The sequence below is a fragment of the Pseudonocardia yuanmonensis genome (assembly GCF_039542425.1).
In the GTDB taxonomy this organism is placed as follows: Bacteria; Actinomycetota; Actinomycetes; order Mycobacteriales; family Pseudonocardiaceae; genus Pseudonocardia; species Pseudonocardia yuanmonensis.
Window position 1 is genome coordinate 33,677 of sequence record NZ_BAABIC010000030.1, and the last position, 15,873, is coordinate 49,549.

General features: G+C 73.1%; 18 protein-coding genes. 15 read left to right on the plus strand and 3 right to left on the minus strand.

What is annotated here, in order from left to right; translation table 11 throughout:
* Positions 1-43 precede the first annotated feature (43 nt).
* From ABD990_RS30420 to glnA, 3 genes are all read left to right on the plus strand, one after another.
* Positions 44-499 (plus strand): MarR family winged helix-turn-helix transcriptional regulator, encoded by a 456-nt coding sequence (locus ABD990_RS30420; protein WP_345384223.1) that lies wholly within the window; start codon positions 44-46, stop codon positions 497-499.
* An 86-nt stretch (positions 500-585) separates the two neighbouring features.
* Complete coding sequence (gene mug, locus ABD990_RS30425) at positions 586-1,140, plus strand: G/U mismatch-specific DNA glycosylase (protein WP_345384224.1); 555 nt, start codon at positions 586-588, stop codon at positions 1,138-1,140.
* A 221-nt stretch (positions 1,141-1,361) separates the two neighbouring features.
* On the plus strand, positions 1,362-2,777 hold the full coding sequence (gene glnA / locus ABD990_RS30430) for a type I glutamate--ammonia ligase (protein ID WP_345384225.1): 1,416 nt from the start codon (positions 1,362-1,364) through the stop codon (positions 2,775-2,777).
* 63 nt (positions 2,778-2,840) lie between these two features.
* Here glnA and ligD read toward each other — a convergent pair whose 3' ends face one another.
* Both ligD and ABD990_RS30440 read right to left on the minus strand, forming a co-directional pair.
* The gene (gene ligD, locus ABD990_RS30435; protein WP_345384226.1) at positions 2,841-3,797 is read right to left on the minus strand and encodes a non-homologous end-joining DNA ligase; all 957 of its coding nucleotides are present in this window, start codon (positions 3,795-3,797) and stop codon (positions 2,841-2,843) included.
* Between the two features lie 17 nt (positions 3,798-3,814).
* On the minus strand, positions 3,815-4,066 hold the full coding sequence (locus ABD990_RS30440) for a DUF2631 domain-containing protein (protein ID WP_345384227.1): 252 nt from the start codon (positions 4,064-4,066) through the stop codon (positions 3,815-3,817).
* Between the two features lie 84 nt (positions 4,067-4,150).
* Here ABD990_RS30440 and dxr point away from each other — a divergent pair, with 84 nt between their 5' ends.
* The 12 genes from dxr to ABD990_RS30500 all read left to right on the plus strand — a co-directional run bounded on the left by dxr (position 4,151) and on the right by ABD990_RS30500 (position 15,073).
* Positions 4,151-5,311: a 1-deoxy-D-xylulose-5-phosphate reductoisomerase gene (gene dxr, locus ABD990_RS30445; RefSeq protein ID WP_345384228.1), complete on the plus strand. Its 1,161-nt coding sequence runs from the start codon at positions 4,151-4,153 to the stop codon at positions 5,309-5,311.
* Positions 5,308-6,600 carry a M50 family metallopeptidase gene (locus tag ABD990_RS30450; RefSeq protein ID WP_345384229.1) on the plus strand — a complete coding sequence of 431 codons (1,293 nt, stop codon included), beginning with the start codon at positions 5,308-5,310 and terminating at the stop codon, positions 6,598-6,600. The genes dxr and ABD990_RS30450 overlap by 4 nt, the downstream gene beginning before the upstream one ends.
* A 142-nt stretch (positions 6,601-6,742) precedes the next feature.
* Complete coding sequence (locus ABD990_RS30455; RefSeq protein WP_345384230.1) at positions 6,743-7,279, plus strand: phosphatase domain-containing protein; 537 nt, start codon at positions 6,743-6,745, stop codon at positions 7,277-7,279.
* Positions 7,276-7,677 (plus strand): hypothetical protein, encoded by a 402-nt coding sequence (locus ABD990_RS30460; protein WP_345384231.1) that lies wholly within the window; start codon positions 7,276-7,278, stop codon positions 7,675-7,677. The genes ABD990_RS30455 and ABD990_RS30460 overlap by 4 nt, the downstream gene beginning before the upstream one ends.
* Before the next feature lie 79 nt (positions 7,678-7,756).
* Positions 7,757-8,902 carry a flavodoxin-dependent (E)-4-hydroxy-3-methylbut-2-enyl-diphosphate synthase gene (gene ispG / locus ABD990_RS30465; RefSeq protein WP_345384232.1) on the plus strand — a complete coding sequence of 382 codons (1,146 nt, stop codon included), beginning with the start codon at positions 7,757-7,759 and terminating at the stop codon, positions 8,900-8,902.
* Positions 8,903-9,002: 100 nt separating this feature from the next.
* Entirely contained in the window at positions 9,003-9,839 is an 837-nt protein-coding gene (locus ABD990_RS30470; protein WP_345384233.1) for a GNAT family N-acetyltransferase, read from the plus strand.
* A gap of 123 nt (positions 9,840-9,962) precedes the next feature.
* A complete protein-coding gene (locus ABD990_RS30475; protein WP_345384234.1) occupies positions 9,963-11,783 on the plus strand; it encodes a penicillin-binding transpeptidase domain-containing protein in 1,821 nt (606 codons plus the stop codon).
* A 42-nt stretch (positions 11,784-11,825) separates the two neighbouring features.
* Complete coding sequence (locus ABD990_RS30480; RefSeq protein WP_345384235.1) at positions 11,826-12,209, plus strand: DUF3054 domain-containing protein; 384 nt, start codon at positions 11,826-11,828, stop codon at positions 12,207-12,209.
* 73 nt (positions 12,210-12,282) lie between these two features.
* The gene (gene map / locus ABD990_RS30485; RefSeq protein WP_345384236.1) at positions 12,283-13,134 is read left to right on the plus strand and encodes a type I methionyl aminopeptidase; all 852 of its coding nucleotides are present in this window, start codon (positions 12,283-12,285) and stop codon (positions 13,132-13,134) included.
* A gap of 46 nt (positions 13,135-13,180) precedes the next feature.
* Entirely contained in the window at positions 13,181-13,726 is a 546-nt protein-coding gene (locus tag ABD990_RS30490; protein ID WP_345384237.1) for a TIGR03086 family metal-binding protein, read from the plus strand.
* A gap of 31 nt (positions 13,727-13,757) precedes the next feature.
* Positions 13,758-14,327, plus strand: a complete 570-nt coding sequence (locus tag ABD990_RS30495) for a pyridoxamine 5'-phosphate oxidase family protein (RefSeq protein ID WP_345384238.1) — start codon at positions 13,758-13,760, stop codon at positions 14,325-14,327.
* A gap of 125 nt (positions 14,328-14,452) precedes the next feature.
* Positions 14,453-15,073 (plus strand): DUF4142 domain-containing protein, encoded by a 621-nt coding sequence (locus ABD990_RS30500; protein ID WP_345384239.1) that lies wholly within the window; start codon positions 14,453-14,455, stop codon positions 15,071-15,073.
* Between the two features lie 95 nt (positions 15,074-15,168).
* Here the strand turns inward: ABD990_RS30500 and ABD990_RS30505 are convergent, their stop codons facing one another.
* Positions 15,169-15,870, minus strand: coding sequence for an alpha/beta hydrolase (locus tag ABD990_RS30505; protein ID WP_345384240.1), 702 nt, complete (start codon positions 15,868-15,870; stop codon positions 15,169-15,171).
* Between the last annotated feature and the right edge of the window lie 3 nt (positions 15,871-15,873).

Genomic DNA, 15,873 nt, shown 5'->3' on the forward strand with positions numbered 1-15,873 from the left:
GTCACCGCTGGTCAGCGGGCCGCCGAAGGGGCATCCTGATCACGTGGACACCGCCCACGACCGGCCAGGACACGTGCACGGGCCCGGCTGCGACCACTCGGCCGACAAGCCGATCGGCTGGTGGCTCAAACACGTCGACCGGCTGATCGAGTCCTCGCTCGACCGCACCCTCGCCGGGGAGGGGATCGGCCGCCGGCACTGGCAGACGCTCAACGCCATCGCCGGTGGCGCCGACACCGTCGCCGCGCTCGACTCCTCGCTCGCCCCGTTCCGCGGCACCGGGCCGGAGATCCGGATGGTCCTCGACCAGCTGCGCGCGAAGGGCTGGGTGCAGGAGGCCGCCGGACGCGTGACGATCACCCCGGCCGGGGCGGCCGCCCGGGGCCGGCTGGTCGCCGCGGTGCGCGCCTACCGCGCGAGGATCACCGAGGGCGTCAGCGACGAGGAGTACCGGGCCACCGTCGCGGTGCTGCAGCGGATGGCCCGCAACCTGTCCTGACCGGCCGGGCCGGGACAGCCCGCCCGAACGGGCCCTTCCGCCTCCATCCGGGTGCGTGCCGCGGTGCCCGCGGCGATGATGGCCCCATGGCGATGCCGACCGCGGCCGAACTCGAGGCCGCCCGCGAGCGCCTGCTCCCGGACGTCCTGCCCGGCCCGGACGATCCCGCCCTGCGGGTGCTCTTCTGTGGCATCAACCCCGGCCTCGTCTCGGCCGCCACCGGGCACCACTTCGCGCGGCCCGGCAACCGCTTCTGGCCGGTCCTGCACGACGCCGGTCTCACGCCCCGGCTGCTGCGCCCGGACGAGCAGGGGCTGCTGCCGGGCTGGGGCATGGGCATCACGAACATGGCCCCCCGGCCCACCGCCCGGGCGGACGAGCTGAGCGACGCCGAGCTGGTCGAGGGCGGCCGGGTGCTGCGGACCCTGGTGGAGCGGCTGCGGCCGACGTGGCTCGCCGTCGTCGGGCTGGGGGCCTACCGCACGGCCTTCGCCGACCGCGGCGCGATCGTCGGGGCGCAGGAGCCGACGCTGGGCGCCACCCGGATCTGGGTGCTGCCCAACCCGAGCGGCCTCAACGCCCACTGGTCGCGGGCCACGTTGACCGAGGAGTTCGCGCGGCTGCACGCCGCGGCGTTCTGACCCGGCGAGCCTCGCCGGAACCCCTGGGCATCTGCCACCCCGTGGGACTAGCGTCGTGCCGGCGACCAGCAGCGAGCGGGGGACGTGCGCCTCGGCAGCCACGTCGCGGGCCACGTCCCGCACCCGCTGCGGTCGGTGCGGGTGGCGGCCCGGCCGGCCCGGGCAGCGGGCCGCTGACCTCGCACGAGTTCCAGGGCATGGGATTCAGCGAGGAGCCGGAAATGCCTGAAACCCCTCGAGACGTCGTCGCTCTCGCCCACGACAGTGCCGCCCGGATGGTGGATCTCCGCTTCTGCGACCTCCCCGGGCTGATGCAGCACTTCTCCGTCCCGGTGGAGGAACTGACCGAGGAGGGCATGGAGGCCGGCTACGGCTTCGACGGCTCCTCGATCCGCGGATTCCAGGAGATCCACGAATCCGACATGCTGCTGATGCCGGATCCGACGACGGCGGTGATGGACCCGTTCCGGGAGGTGCCGACGCTCCAGATCCACTGCTTCGTCGCCGACCCCATCACGCGGACGAGCTACTCCCGCGATCCGCGCCACATCGCCCGGAAGGCGGAGGCGCACCTGCTGACGACGGACTTCGCCGACGTCTCGTACTGGGGCCCCGAACTGGAGTTCTACATCTTCGACGGGGCGCGCTTCGACCAGAACCAGCACGAGGGCTACTACCACGTCGACTCGGTGGAGGGGGTCTGGGCGTCCGGACAGCCGGGGAGCCGCGGCTACCGTCCCCGGTACAAGGAGGGGTACTTCCCGGTGCCCCCCATGGACCAGCACCAGGACCTGCGCAGCGAGATGGCGCTGACCCTCGTCGACCTGGGCATCCCGGTCGAGGTCCAGCACCACGAGGTCGGCACCGCCGGCCAGGCCGAGATGGACATGCGCTTCTCGTCCCTGCTGCACATGGCGGACAACGTCATGAACTACAAGTACGTCGTCAAGAACGTCGCCTGGCGGGCGGGCAAGACCGCCACGTTCATGCCCAAGCCGGTGTTCGCGGACAACGGCTCGGGCATGCACGTCCATCAGTCCCTGTGGAAGGACGGGCAGAACGTCTTCTACAGCGAGGCCGGGTACGCGGGGCTCAGCGACATGGGCCGCCACTACATCGGCGGGCTGCTCCAGCACTCGCCGGCGCTGCTGGCGTTCTGCGCGCCGACGACCAACTCCTACCGCCGCCTGGTCCCCGGCTTCGAGGCACCGATCAACCTCGTGTACTCGCAGCGCAACCGGTCGGCGTGTGTCCGCATCCCGATGTACGTGCAGAGCGCCAAGGCGAAGCGCCTGGAGTACCGGCCTCCCGACCCCACCGCGAATCCCTATCTCGCCTTCTCCGCCATGCTGCAGGCGGGCCTCGACGGGATCCGGAACAAGATCGAGCCGCCGGAGCCGATCGACAAGGACCTCTACGAGCTCGCCCCGGAGGAGTCGACGGCGATCCGCCAGGTGCCGGCGTCGCTCGAGGCCGTCCTGGCGGCCCTGGAGGAGGACCACGACTTCCTGCTCGAGGGCGGTGTCTTCACCGAGGACCTGATCGAGACCTGGCTGGACTACAAGCGGACCAAGGAGCTCGACCAGATCCGCCAGCGCCCGCACCCCTGGGAGTTCATGCTCTACTACGACCTCTGACGTCGATGCCGACGCGTGATCGGCGACGCGCCGCACGCGTGACCGGAGTCCAGTCGCAGGACACTAGAGCTCGTCGAGGTCCGGCACGTCCCTGCCCGAGTCCCGGGCGTCCTTGTCCGCCCACTCCAGCAGCGGCTCGATCCGGAAGACGTCGTCGTCGATGCCGGCGTGCAGGTCGCCGAACTCGGCGAACCGCGCCGGGACGGTGGCGATGGTGAAGTCGCCGGGCTCCGCGGAGTCGATCTCGTCCCAGCGGATCGGCGTGGACACCCGCGCCTCGGGCACGCCGCGCACCGAGTAGGCGCAGGCGATGGTGTGGTCGCGGGCGTTCTGGTTGTAGTCGACGAAGATCGACCTGGGGTCGCGGTCCTTGCGCCACCAGCTCAGGTCGACGATCGAGCAGCGCCGCTCCACCTCGCGGGCGAAGGCGTGCGCGGCCCGGCGCACCTCGGCGAACCCGTGCTCCGGCGGGATCCGCACGTAGACGTGGATGCCCTTGCCGCCGGACGTCTTCGGGTAGCCGGTGGCCCCCAGCTCGTCGAGCACCTCGTGGGCGACGTGCGCGACCCGGCGGACGTCGGCGTACGACGCGTCGGGCATCGGGTCGAGGTCGATGCGCCACTCGTCCGGCGACTCGGTGTCGGCCGCCCGCGAGTTCCACGGGTGGAACTCCACGGTGGACATCTGCACGGCCCACACCACGTCCGCGAGGTGGGTCACGGCGAGCTCGTCGGCATGCCGGTTGTAGCGGGGGAAGTGCACGCGCACCGTGCGCACCCACTCAGGGGCGCCGCGCGGCAGGCGCTTCTGGTGCACCTTCTCGCCGCTGGTGCCGGTGGGGAAGCGGTGCAGCATGCAGGGCCGCTCGCGCAGCGCGCGGACGATCCCGTCCCCCACGGCCATGTAGTAGCGGGCGAGATCCAGCTTGGTCTCGCCGCGCGCGGCGAAGTACACGCGGTCGGGACTGGAGAGCCGGACCGTGCGGTCCCCGACCTCCAGCTCGATCGCGTCCCCCGCCACCGGTGCGGCCCGGTGGCTCAGCGCCGCCAGTCGTTGCGCTTGCGGACGGTCCCGACGATGACGGCCAGCAGGATGGCCACCGCGGGCACCACGGCGAAGAGGATCTCGGTCCAGCTGGCGGGGTGGCCGATCAGGATCAGGCACAGCAGGACCGCCGTGACGACGCCCGCCGCCGGGATCGCCTTCGGGAACGTGCCGTGCCAACCCCACTCGGCCGAGGGCTCGTCCGCGGGGTCGACCTTCGCCAGCTCGCGGGAGCTGCTCGCCATGGGTTCCTCCTGTGTCGCCGAACGGGAGCGCTGTCGTGCGGGCCTCATCGTCGCACAACACGACGCCGGGGATGATGGGCGGTGATGAACGCGAACCCCCCACGGTCGGTGCTGGTCCTGGGCTCGACCGGCTCGATCGGGACCCAGGCCCTGGAGGTCGTCGAGAAGGCGGCCGGGCGGTTCACCGTGGCCGGCCTCGCGGCGGGCGGCGGTGACGTCGGGCTGCTCGCCTCCCAGGTCAAGGCCACGGGGGTGGGCCGGGTGGCGGTCGCCGACCCGGCCGCGGCCGCGCGGCTGCGCGAGCAGGTGCCGGGCGTCGAGGTGCTCGACGGGCCCGCGGCGGCCGCCGAGCTCGTGGAGTCCACCCCGGCCGACGTCGTGCTCAACGGCATCACCGGATCGCGTGGCCTCGGCCCCACGCTCGCAGCCCTGCGCTCGGGCGCGGTGCTCGCGCTGGCGAACAAGGAGTCGCTGGTCGCGGGCGGGCCGCTGGTGCTCGACGCGGCCGGCCCGGGCCAGATCGTGCCCGTCGACTCGGAGCACTCGGCGCTGGCGCAGTGCCTGCGCGGGGGAAGCCGCGAGGAGGTGGCGCGGCTGGTGCTCACGGCGTCCGGCGGCCCCTTCCGCGGCCGGCCGCGCTCCGACCTCGAGCACGTGTCGGTGGCCGACGCGCTCAAGCACCCGACCTGGGACATGGGCCCCGTCGTCACGATCAACTCGGCCACGCTCGTCAACAAGGGCCTGGAGCTGATCGAGGCGCACCTGCTGTTCGACGTGCCGTACGACCGGATCGACGTGGTGGTGCACCCGCAGTCGATCGTGCACTCCATGGTCACCTTCGCCGACGGGGCCACCCTCGCCCAGGCCAGCCCGCCGGACATGCGGCTGCCGATCGCGCTCGCCCTCGGCTGGCCGGAGCGGGTGCCAGGCGCGGCCCCGCAGTGCACCTGGGACGCCCCGCAGAGCTGGACCTTCGAACCGCTGGACCAGGAGGCCTTCCCCGGCGTGCGGCTGGCCCGGGCGGCGGGGGAGACCGGCGGGTGCCTGCCGGCGGTGTTCAACGCCGCCAACGAGGAACTGGTGGCCGCGTTCGTGGCCGGCCGCATCGGCTACACGGCGATCACGGACGAGCTGGAGCGCGTGCTGGCGGCCGCCGACGCCTGGTGCGGCGACCCGGCTACCGTGGCGGACGTCCTGGCGGCGGAGGAGTGGGCGCGGGCCCACGCACAGGAGCGGGTGCTGTGACAGTTGTGTGGACGATCGTCGGGATCGTCGTCTTCTTCCTCGGCATCCTCTTCTCGGTGGCCTGGCACGAGCTCGGCCACTTCGCGACGGCCAAGTGGTTCGGGATCAAGGTCCCCGAGTTCTTCGTCGGGTTCGGGAAGACGGTGTGGTCCCGCAAGGTCGGCGAGACCGAGTTCGGCGTGAAGGCGGTCCCGCTCGGCGGCTACATCCGCATGATCGGCATGCTGCCCCCGGCCAGGGGCGAGGTCTACGGGCGCAGCCGGCGCACCGGGCCGTTCCAGGGCCTGATCGACGACGCGCGGCAGGCCTCCCTGGCCGACGTCGGGCCGGAGGACCTGGACCGGCAGTTCTACACCCGGCGCCCGTGGAAGCGGATCATCGTGATGGCCGCCGGGCCGCTCATGAACCTGATCCTCGCGGTCGTCCTGTTCGCGATCGTGCTCATGGGCTTCGGGCAGATGACCTCCACGCTCACCGTGAGCACGGTCAGCCAGTGCGTCCTGCCCGCCACCGCCACCCGGACCGACACCTGCCCGGCCGGTGCGCCGCCGACCCCGGCCGCCGCCGCAGGCTTCCAGGCCGGCGACCGGATCGTGTCGTTCAACGGGCGGACCTTCGAGAGGTGGGAGGACCTGCAGGCGGCCATCCGGCAGGCGAGCGGGACGGTCACGGTCGTCGTCGACCGGGGCGGGCAGCAGGTCGCACTCACTCCCACCCTCATCACCACCGAGCTGCCGGACCTCGACGACCCGGAGAGGACCGAGCAGGCGAGCTTCCTCGGCCTCTCACCGCTGCGGGAGGTCCAGCGCCAGGGCATCGACGCCGTCGGCACCACGATGGTCGACATCGTGTCGCAGGTGGGGCAGAAGCTCGTCGAGATGCCACAGCGCGTGCCGAACCTGTTCGGCTCGGTGTTCCTGGGCGAGCAGCGGGACCAGGACTCGCCGGTCGGGATCGTGGGCGCCTCCCGGATCGGCGGGCAGATCCTGGCCAGCGACGCCCCGCCGGGCCAGGAGATCTCCGCCTTCCTGTCGCTGCTGGCGCTGGTCAACGTCTCGCTGTTCCTGTTCAACCTGCTGCCGATCCCCCCGCTCGACGGCGGCCAGATCTTCCCGGCCGTCTGGGAGGCGATCCGGCGGCGCTTCGCGATGCTGCGCGGCAAGCCGGACCCCGGTCCGGTCGACGCGGCCAAGCTCATGCCGGTGGCGATGACCGTTGCGCTGATTTTCATCGGCTGGAGCGCGCTGGTGTTCGTGGCGGACGTGATCAACCCCGTCCGGCTGAGCTGACCGGGCAGGGGCCGACCGGGCAGGGGCCGACCGGGCGCGGGCCGATCCGGGCGCGGGCCGATCCGAGCGCGCCGATCGGCACGGCCCGAGCCGGATGGGCTGAGACGGCGACCACCGGCGATACTGGACCGGTGATCGTGCCGTGACCCGGAACGGAGCCCGCCCCCGCACCCGCCCCCGCACCGACGGCGCCGAGCTCGACGGCCGGCCCCTGGCCGTCTTCGACATCGACGGCGTCCTGGCCGACGTCACGCACCGTCTGCACCACCTGCGCGCCCGGCCGCAACGCTGGGAGCGGTTCTTCGCGGCCGCGGACGTCGACCCGCTGCTCGAGGAGGGCGCGGACCGGCTGCGGGCCGCCCAGTCCGACCACGACGTCGTGTACCTCACCGGGCGGCCGGAGCGGAACCGGCGGCTCACCGAGCGCTGGCTCGCCGGGCACGGCCTGCCCACCGGCCCGCTGTTCATGCGGGAGGACGACGACTACCGCCCGGCCCGCATGATGAAGCGCGAGGTGCTGCGGCTGCTCGCCGACCGGCGCGAGATCGCGTCCGTGATCGACGACGACCCCGCCGTCGTCCGCGTGCTGGAGGCGGACGGCTGGCCGGTCGAGCTGGCCACCTGGCTGCCGCACTCGTCGACCCTGCAGGACGCCCAGGAGAACAAGGGGCGCACATGATCGCAGCGCGGTTGAAGGCGCTCGCCGCCGAGTGCGGGGAGCCGCTGCGGCCCGGCGCGTCCGAGGCGGACGTCGTGATCCTCGCCGCGGAGTGCATCGCGCTGTTCGGGGCCGAGCCGCCCCGGGCGTTCCTGTGGCTGCTGCGCGCGATGGACGGGTTCGAGGCGAACGGCCTGCGGGTGTTCGGCACCCGCGAGCTCGTGGAGCACAACCAGGCGATCCGCGACCCCGGCGGACTGGACGAGTACCTCGTGCTCGCCGAGGGGTCGAGCGCGCGGTACGCCGTGCACCTGCCCACGCAGGAACGCCACGAGCTCGGCATCGTCCCGACCGACGTGCTGGCGGTGCACCGGGACCTGACGTCGCTGCTGACCGCCGCCGTGAACGCGCAGAGCTGACCGGCGCAGAGTTGAACAGCGGGTGACGCAGACCCGGGTCACACCGATCCCCGCCCCGGACAGGCGCATACTGGGGGTCGTGAGCGTCTCCCTGGGAATGCCCTCGACACCCGCTCCCACCCTGGCGCCGCGCCGCCCGACGCGGCAGCTGATGGTGGGGTCCGTCGGTGTCGGCAGCGAGCACCCCATCTCGGTGCAGTCGATGACCACCACCCTCACCGCCGACGTCAACGCCACCCTGCAGCAGATCGCGGAGCTGACCGCCGCGGGCTGCGACATCGTCCGCGTCGCCTGCCCGAGCCAGGACGACGCCGACGCGCTGCCCGCGATCGCCCGCAAGGCGCAGATCCCGGTCATCGCCGACATCCACTTCCAGCCCAAGTACGTCTTCGCCGCGATCGAGGCCGGCTGCGCCGCCGTGCGCGTGAACCCGGGCAACATCCGGAAGTTCGACGACCAGGTCAAGGAGATCGCCAAGGCCGCCAAGGACCACGGCACCCCGATCCGGATCGGCGTCAACGCGGGCTCGCTGGACAAGCGGCTGCTGCAGAAGTACGGCAAGGCCACCCCGGAGGCCCTCGCCGAGTCGGCGATGTGGGAGGCCGGCCTCTTCGCCGAGCACGACTTCCACGACATCAAGATCTCGGTGAAGCACAACGACCCGGTCGTCATGGTCCGCGCCTACGAGCTGCTGGCCGCGCAGTGCGACTACCCGCTGCACCTCGGCGTCACCGAGGCCGGCCCGGAGTTCCAGGGCACGATCAAGTCCGCCGTGGCGTTCGGCGCGCTGCTCTCGCGCGGCATCGGGGACACCATCCGCGTCTCGCTGTCCGCGCCGCCGGTCCAGGAGGTCAAGGTCGGCCGGCAGATCCTCGAGTCGCTGAACCTCAAGCCGCGCCGGCTGGAGATCGTGTCGTGCCCGTCGTGCGGGCGTGCGCAGGTGGACGTCTACAAGCTGGCCGACCAGGTCACCGCCGGGCTCACCGGCATGGAGGTCCCGCTGCGCGTCGCGGTGATGGGCTGCGTCGTCAACGGCCCGGGCGAGGCCCGCGAGGCCGACCTGGGTGTGGCCTCCGGCAACGGCAAGGGCCAGATCTTCGTCAAGGGCGAGGTCATCAAGACGGTGCCGGAGCACGCCATCGTCGAGACCCTGATCGAGGAGGCGATGAAGATCGCCGAGACGATGGAGGAGGGCGCCGGCGAGCCGTCGGTGACCGTCGGATGAGCGCCGGATGAACGTCCTGCGGGGCGGGGGTGACCGTGCCGGTGATCGGACCGGTGATCCTGACGTAGGCAGCACGCCCCGCGTATGGCACCGTAGGGGAGTGCTGAGGGTCGCCGGGGCTCGATTGCTCGATGATCGGGACCGAGGGGCGGTCCGCGCCGCCCTCGAGGCGGACCCGGTGGCGTCGTGCATGGTCGCCGCCCGCGTCGAGGCGGCCGGCCTGGATCCCTGGCGGCTCGGCGGTGAGATCTGGGCCTCGGGCTCCCGGCTCGAGGGCCTCTGCTTCTCCGGCGCCAACCTCGTCCCGTTGCGCGGGCAGCGCGGGGCCATCCGCGCCTTCGCCGACCGCGCCCGCCGGCACGGTCGTTCCTGCTCGTCGCTCGTCGGCCGGGCCGAGCTCGTCCTGCCGCTGTGGGAGGAGCTCGCACCGAGCTGGGCGCCCGCCCGCGAAGTGCGTGCCGACCAGCCGCTGATGGTGCTGACCGGCCCCCCGCGGATCGCGCCGGACCCGCAGGTCCGCCCCGTGCGGCCGGAGGAGATCGACCGGTATCTGCCGGCCGCGATCGCGATGTTCACCGAGGAGGTCGGCGTCGACCCCCGGGCCGGGGACGGCGGTGCGGGCTACCGCGCGCGGGTCGCCGAGCTGATCTCCGCGGGCCGGGCGTTCGCCCGCTTCGACGAGAACGGCGAGGTCGTGTTCAAGGCCGAGATCGGCGCGATGTCCGCGCGGGTCGGGCAGATCCAGGGCGTGTGGGTGCACCCGGCGCGCCGCGGCGAGGGACTGGGCACGCTCGGGACCGCCGCCGTGGTCGAGCGGCTCACGGCGCTGGGCCGGATCTCGAGCCTGTACGTCAACGGCTTCAACGCGCCGGCCCGCCGCACCTACGACCGGATCGGATTCCAACAGGTCGCGAGCTTCGCGACGGTGCTGTTCTAGTCGCCAAATCGCATCCGGGAACCATAATGTGATTTCGCGCGGGATCTGCGCGGATCAGGCAACCACAATGCGCCGGGTGGCCCTCGGAAATCGCGTTATCGAGCCATAATGCATACTCGTCCGGTGCCCCGACCCGCCCGGATCCCGGCCCTCCTGCTCGCCCTGGTGACGGTGCTCGCGACGGCCGGGTGCGGCCTGTTCGGCGACAGCGGCCCCCAGGACACCGTCGACGCCTACGTCACGGCGTGGACCGGGGGCGACGACGCCGGGGCCGCCGCGCAGACGGACGACGCCGACGCCGCCCGCGAGCTGCTCGGCTCGGCCCGCGCCGCCCTGCAACCGGCCGCGATCACCGCGGAGGTGGCGCAGGTCCGCACCGCGGGGGAGCGGTCGTCGGCGTCCGTGAACGTGACCTGGGACCTCGGGCAGGACCGGCGCTGGAGCTACCTCACCCAGCTCGACCTGCACCCTGCGCCGGACGCGGAGACCGGCTGGCGCATCCACTGGGCGCCCGGCGCCGTCCACCCGGACCTGCAGCGGGGCCAGGCCCTCGCGCTGCGCACGACCAGCCCCGACCCCGCGCCGGTCATCGACCGCTCCGGTACCCCGCTGCTCGCGCCGACGACCGTCGTCACGATCCTGCTGGACCGCAAGGCGACCGGCGACCTCAACGCCGTCACGGGCGCGCTCGCCCGGGCCCTCGGTCCGATCGACCGCGAGATCACCCAGCGGTCCATCACCGACGGCGCGGCGCGCACCCCGGACGGCCAGGCCTACACCGTCGCGGTGCTCCGCGAGGCCGACTACCAGACCGTCCGGGACCAGATCCACGACCTGCCCGGCGTGCGGTTCACCTCGTCGTCGCGGCTGCTGGCGCCCGACGCGGACTTCGCCTCCCAGGTCCTGCCCGGCGTGCGGACGGAGGTCGCCGGGCAGGTCAACGGCACGAACGGCTGGTCCGTCGACGCCGTCGACAGCACCGGCGCCACGCAGAAGACGCTGACCGAGCAGCCCGTCACCCCGGGCACCACCGCTCAGGTCAGCCTCGACCGCACGATCCAGGCCGCCGCCGAGGACGCCGCGGACGCGCTCCCGCAGCAGGTCGCGATCGTCGCGATCCAGCCGTCGACCGGCGACGTCCTCGCCGCCGCGCAGAACCCCGCGGCCGACCAGGCCGGCGCCATCTCGTTCACCGGCCGGTACCCGCCCGGCTCCACGTTCAAGATCGTGACGGCGAACGCCGCGCTGCAGAACCTGGGCGTCACGGCGACCACGCCGGAGCCCTGCCCGGGCACGACGTCCATCGGCGGCCGGGTGGTGCCCAACGAGGACGAGTTCGTGCTGGGCACGGTGCCGCTGAGCCAGACCTTCGCCCGCTCCTGCAACACGACCTTCGCGACCCTCGCCGCGCAGCTCGCCCCCGACGCGCTGCCCACCGCCGGCCTGCAGCTCGGGTTCGGGGCGGACTACACGGTGCCCGGGCTGACCACGGTGACGGGCACCGTCCCGCCGGCCGACGACCTGGTCCAGCGCGCCGAGGACGGCTTCGGCCAGGGGCTGGTCGTGGCCACGCCCTTCGGCATGGCGCTGGTCGCGGCGACGGTCGCGCACGGCGCCCCGGTCGTGCCGCAGCTGATCCGTGGCCGCCCCACCGCCACGGTCACGGCCGCAACGCATCCCGACCCCGCCGCGCTCGAGCAGCTGCGCCCGATGATGCGGCAGGTCGTCACGGACGGCACCGCCACCGCGCTGCGCGGGTCCGGCGAGGTGTACGGCAAGACGGGCACCGCCGAGTACAGCCAGAACGGGACGAACCGCGCGCACGGCTGGTTCGTCGGCTACCGCGGCGACCTCGCCTTCGCGGTGCTCGTGGTCGACGGCGGCTCCTCCGGCCCGGCGGTCGGGACCGCCCAGCGCTTCCTGGCGGGCCTGAACGGGACCTGATCGGTGCGGCGGCGCCCCGCAGTACGGGCGTACTCTCGTGCCGTGCGTCGTCCCCGCATCCCCGTCCTCGCCCTCGTCGCCGACGCGGTCGCCGTCCTGGTGTTCGCCGCGATCGGGCGGGCGAGCCACGAGGAGGCGGGCAGCGTCGTCGGGCTGCTCGGCACCGCCGCCCCGTTCCTGGTCGGCGTGGTCGCCGCGTGGGCCTCGCCGTGGGTGCGGGCGCACCCCGTCGGGATCCGGGCGGGCGGGCTGGTCCTCGCCGGCACCGCGGTCCTCGGCCTGCTGCTCCGCGCCGCCTTCACCGGCCGCCTGCCGCTGAGCTTCGCGATCGTCACCGTCGTGTCGCTGGCGGTGCTCCTGCTGGGCTGGCGGGGGATCGCCGCCCTCACCTCCCGTCTCTCCCACCGCCGCACCTCCGTCCGCTGAGACCAGGGCTCCCCGGTGCGACCTGCGTCGCCGTGAGCGGAAGGGGCCCGGACCCCCGGGCTACAGTCGGGGTGTGACCGCAGTTCTCGTTCCCGGCGCGCCCACCCCGATCCGCGACGTCCCCGCCCACATCCCGCGGCCGGAGTACGTCGGGAAGAAGGCGCCGTCGCCGAACCGGGACGCGGACGTCCAGACGCCGGAGACGATCGAGGCGATGCGGGTCGCGAGCCGGATCGCGGCGCAGGCCCTGCAGGCGGGCGGCGAGGCCGTGCGGCCGGGCGTCACCACGGACGAGGTCGACCGCGTGGTCCACGAGTTCCTGGTCGACCACGACGCCTACCCCTCGACGCTGGGCTACCGCGGCTTCCCGAAGTCCTGCTGCACCAGCCTCAACGAGGTCATCTGCCACGGGATCCCCGACACCACGGTGATCAACGACGGCGACATCGTGAACATCGACGTCACCGCCTACATCGGCGGCGTGCACGGCGACACGAACGCCACCTTCCTCGCCGGGGACGTGTCCGAGGAGGACCGGCTGCTGGTCGAGCGCACCCGCGAGGCGACGCTGCGCGCGATCAGGGCGGTGCGGCCGGGCCGCGAGCTGAACGTCGTCGGCCGGGTCATCGAGTCCTACGCCAAGCGGTTCGGCTACGGCGTGGTCCGCGACTTCACCGGGCACGGCATCGGCCGCTCCTTCCACAGCGGCCTGGTCGTGCTCCACTACGACCAGCCGGACGTCCACACCGTCCTCGAGCCCGGGATGACGTTCACCATCGAGCCGATGATCACCCTCGGCACGATCGACTACGACATCTGGGACGACGGCTGGACCGTGGTCACCAAGGACCGCCGGAGGACCGCGCAGTTCGAGCACACCGTGCTCGTCACGGCCGACGGCGTCGAGATCCTCACCCTGCCCTGACGGGTTTCTCCTGTTCCGGCGCCCGGCGCACTGCCACGCTGGGCGCATGACGGAGATCTCGGAGCGCTACGCCCGGCACGCCGACGCCTTCGCCGCCACGATCGCCGCCGTCCCGGCGGACCGCTGGTCCGCGCCGTCGCCCTGCGAGGGGTGGACCGCGGCGGACGTGGTGTCGCACGTCGTCGACGTGCACGTCATGTTCCTGGGCCTGGTGGGCCGCACGCCGGAGCCGGGCCCGGAGGGGCGTGCCGAGGCGTTCGCGCACGTCAGGAAGATCGTGCAGGCGGACCTGGAGGATCCGTCGCGGGCGGGTGCGACCTACGAGGGGATGTTCGGCACCCAGTCCTTCGAGAGGTCGGTCGACGGCTTCGTGACGCTCGACCTCGTCGTCCACCGGTGGGACCTGGGCCGGGCCGCCGGCCTGGACGTCACGATCCCCGAGGACGAGTTCCCGAGCATCGCGCGGGTGCTGGAGATGATGCCGGACGAGGTCCGCGCGAGCGGAACGGTGTTCGGTCCCGCGCTGACGCCGCCGTCCGACGCCGACGCGCACACCCGTCTGCTCGCGGAGATCGGCCGGAAAGGCTGGTGAACCCGCGGCGGTCGGGATCTACGCTCGGGTCGTGAGCACGGTCTACGACGGCATCACGCCGAAACTGTGGGAGTGGCTGGAGCAGCAGCCGGTCTTCTTCGTCGGCACGGCGCCGCTGGCCGGCGACGGGCTGGTGAACGTCTCGCCCAAGGGCACGCGCGGCACCTTCCGGGTGCTCGACGCGCACACGGTCGCCTACCTCGACCTCACCGGCAGCGGCATCGAGACCGTGGCCCACGTGCGCGAGAACGGCCGGATCTGCCTGATGTTCTGCGCGTTCGAGGGCCGGCCGACGATCGTGCGGCTGCACGGCACGGGCCGCGTGGTGGCCGTCGGCGAGCCCGGGTTCGAGGAGGCCGTCGCCGGGTTCGGGGAGGCGGGCACCAGCCGGCGACACGGCGCCCGCTCCGTCGTCACCGTGGACGTCACGCGCGTGTCCGACTCGTGCGGGTTCGCGGTGCCGCGCATGGACCTGGTCGAGGAGCGGCCGGTGCTCGACAAGGCCCTGGCGAAGAAGTCGCCCGAGCAGCTCGTGGAGTACCACCGCACCCGCAACGACGTCAGCCTGGACGGGCTGCCCGGTCTGGTCACACCGGGCTGAGCCGTCCGGGTCGGCGACCCTTCCGATCCGGAAGGGATCGCGCGCTCCGCCGTCACTGACCGGTTTGCCGTGCTCACCGGGTGGCACAGGGGGCCGACTCCCCGAACCACCACAGGAGCTCGTCGATGAGAACCATCCTCCGTGCCGCGGGACTGATAATCGCCGCGGTCGCCCTCGTCCTGCTGGGCCCAGCGGCCGTCGCCCAGGCCGGCCCCGGGTCCGGCGACGCGGGCAAGGGCGACGCGGTCTCGGCCCAGGACAAGGCCTTCCTCCGTGCAGCCCACCAGTCGAACCTCGCCGAGATCGAGACCGGCGAGCTCGCCGAGAAGCGCGGGAAGGACGCCGACGTCCGCGCCCTCGGCAGCCTGTTCGTCAAGCACCACACCAACCTCGACGCCGACCTGAAGAAGGTCGCCGAGAAGCTCGACGTCGACCTGCCCGACAAGCCGAACGCGGAGCAGCGCGCGGTCGCGGCGAAGCTGAAGCGTCTCTCGGGCGACTTCGACAAGGCCTGGCTCGACGCGCAGATCGTGGCGCACCGGAAGGCGCTGGCGAACGGCGAGAAGGAGCAGAATAAGGGATCGAACGACGACGTGATCGAGCTGGCGAAGAAGTCGGCACCCGTGATCAAGGACCACCTGGAGCGGCTGCTCGACGCGAAGGACGACCACGCGTCCCCCGCGGCCCACGACACTGATTCGAAGGGCGACAAGGACGACCGCCCGGACGGGAAGCACGCCGCCTGACCCGGCCCGACCAGCGCGATCCGAGGGGTGGACCCGGCGTGTGCCGGGTTCACCCGTCGTCGCGCCCGCCCGGCGATTCGCCGGCCGGCGATCCCTCAGCCGACCCCCGACAGGGGTACCTGGAGCCCGGCCGGGGCGGGCTGCCGCATGGCGGCCGCGATCGCCGGGTCCTCCGGCGCGAAGCCGAGCTCGCCGCGCACGAACCGGGCGACGAGGGCGTGCCACGCGGCGGCGCGGCGGAGCATGGCGTGCCCGTCGCCCAGCACGTCGAACCGCGCGACCCGATCCGTCACCTCGCGCGCGCGGACCGCGTAGGCCAGCGACTCCCGCGGGTCCGTCATGCGTTCGCGGTCGCCGTGCGCGATCAGCACGCTCCGGCCCGCGAGCTGGTCGACGGGGTCCGTGCCGTCGAGCCAGGGAGCCAGCGCGGCGACCGCCCGGACGTCCGGGGCCCCGGCGGCGTGGAGCACGGCGCGGCCGCCCATCGAGTGCCCCACCAGCGCCGTCGGGACGCCGGGACGGCGCCGGTGCAGGTCGGCGAGCATCTCCTCGGCGTCGCGGGCGGCGTCGCGGGCGGAGCCGTTCCAGCCGCGCAGCCGGTAGCGCAGCACGAGCACCGCCAGGCCGTCCGTGCGTGCGAGCGCGCGGGCGAACGGCATCATCCGCCAGTAGGCGAGCCGGCGGCGGCCGCCGGAGTCGGTCGCGTTGGCGCTGCCGCCGTGCGCGAGGACGACAAGCCCGGCCGGCCGGGTCGGCTGCGGTCCCACGGGCTCCAGCCGAGGCAGGCTGTCGGGCACGTC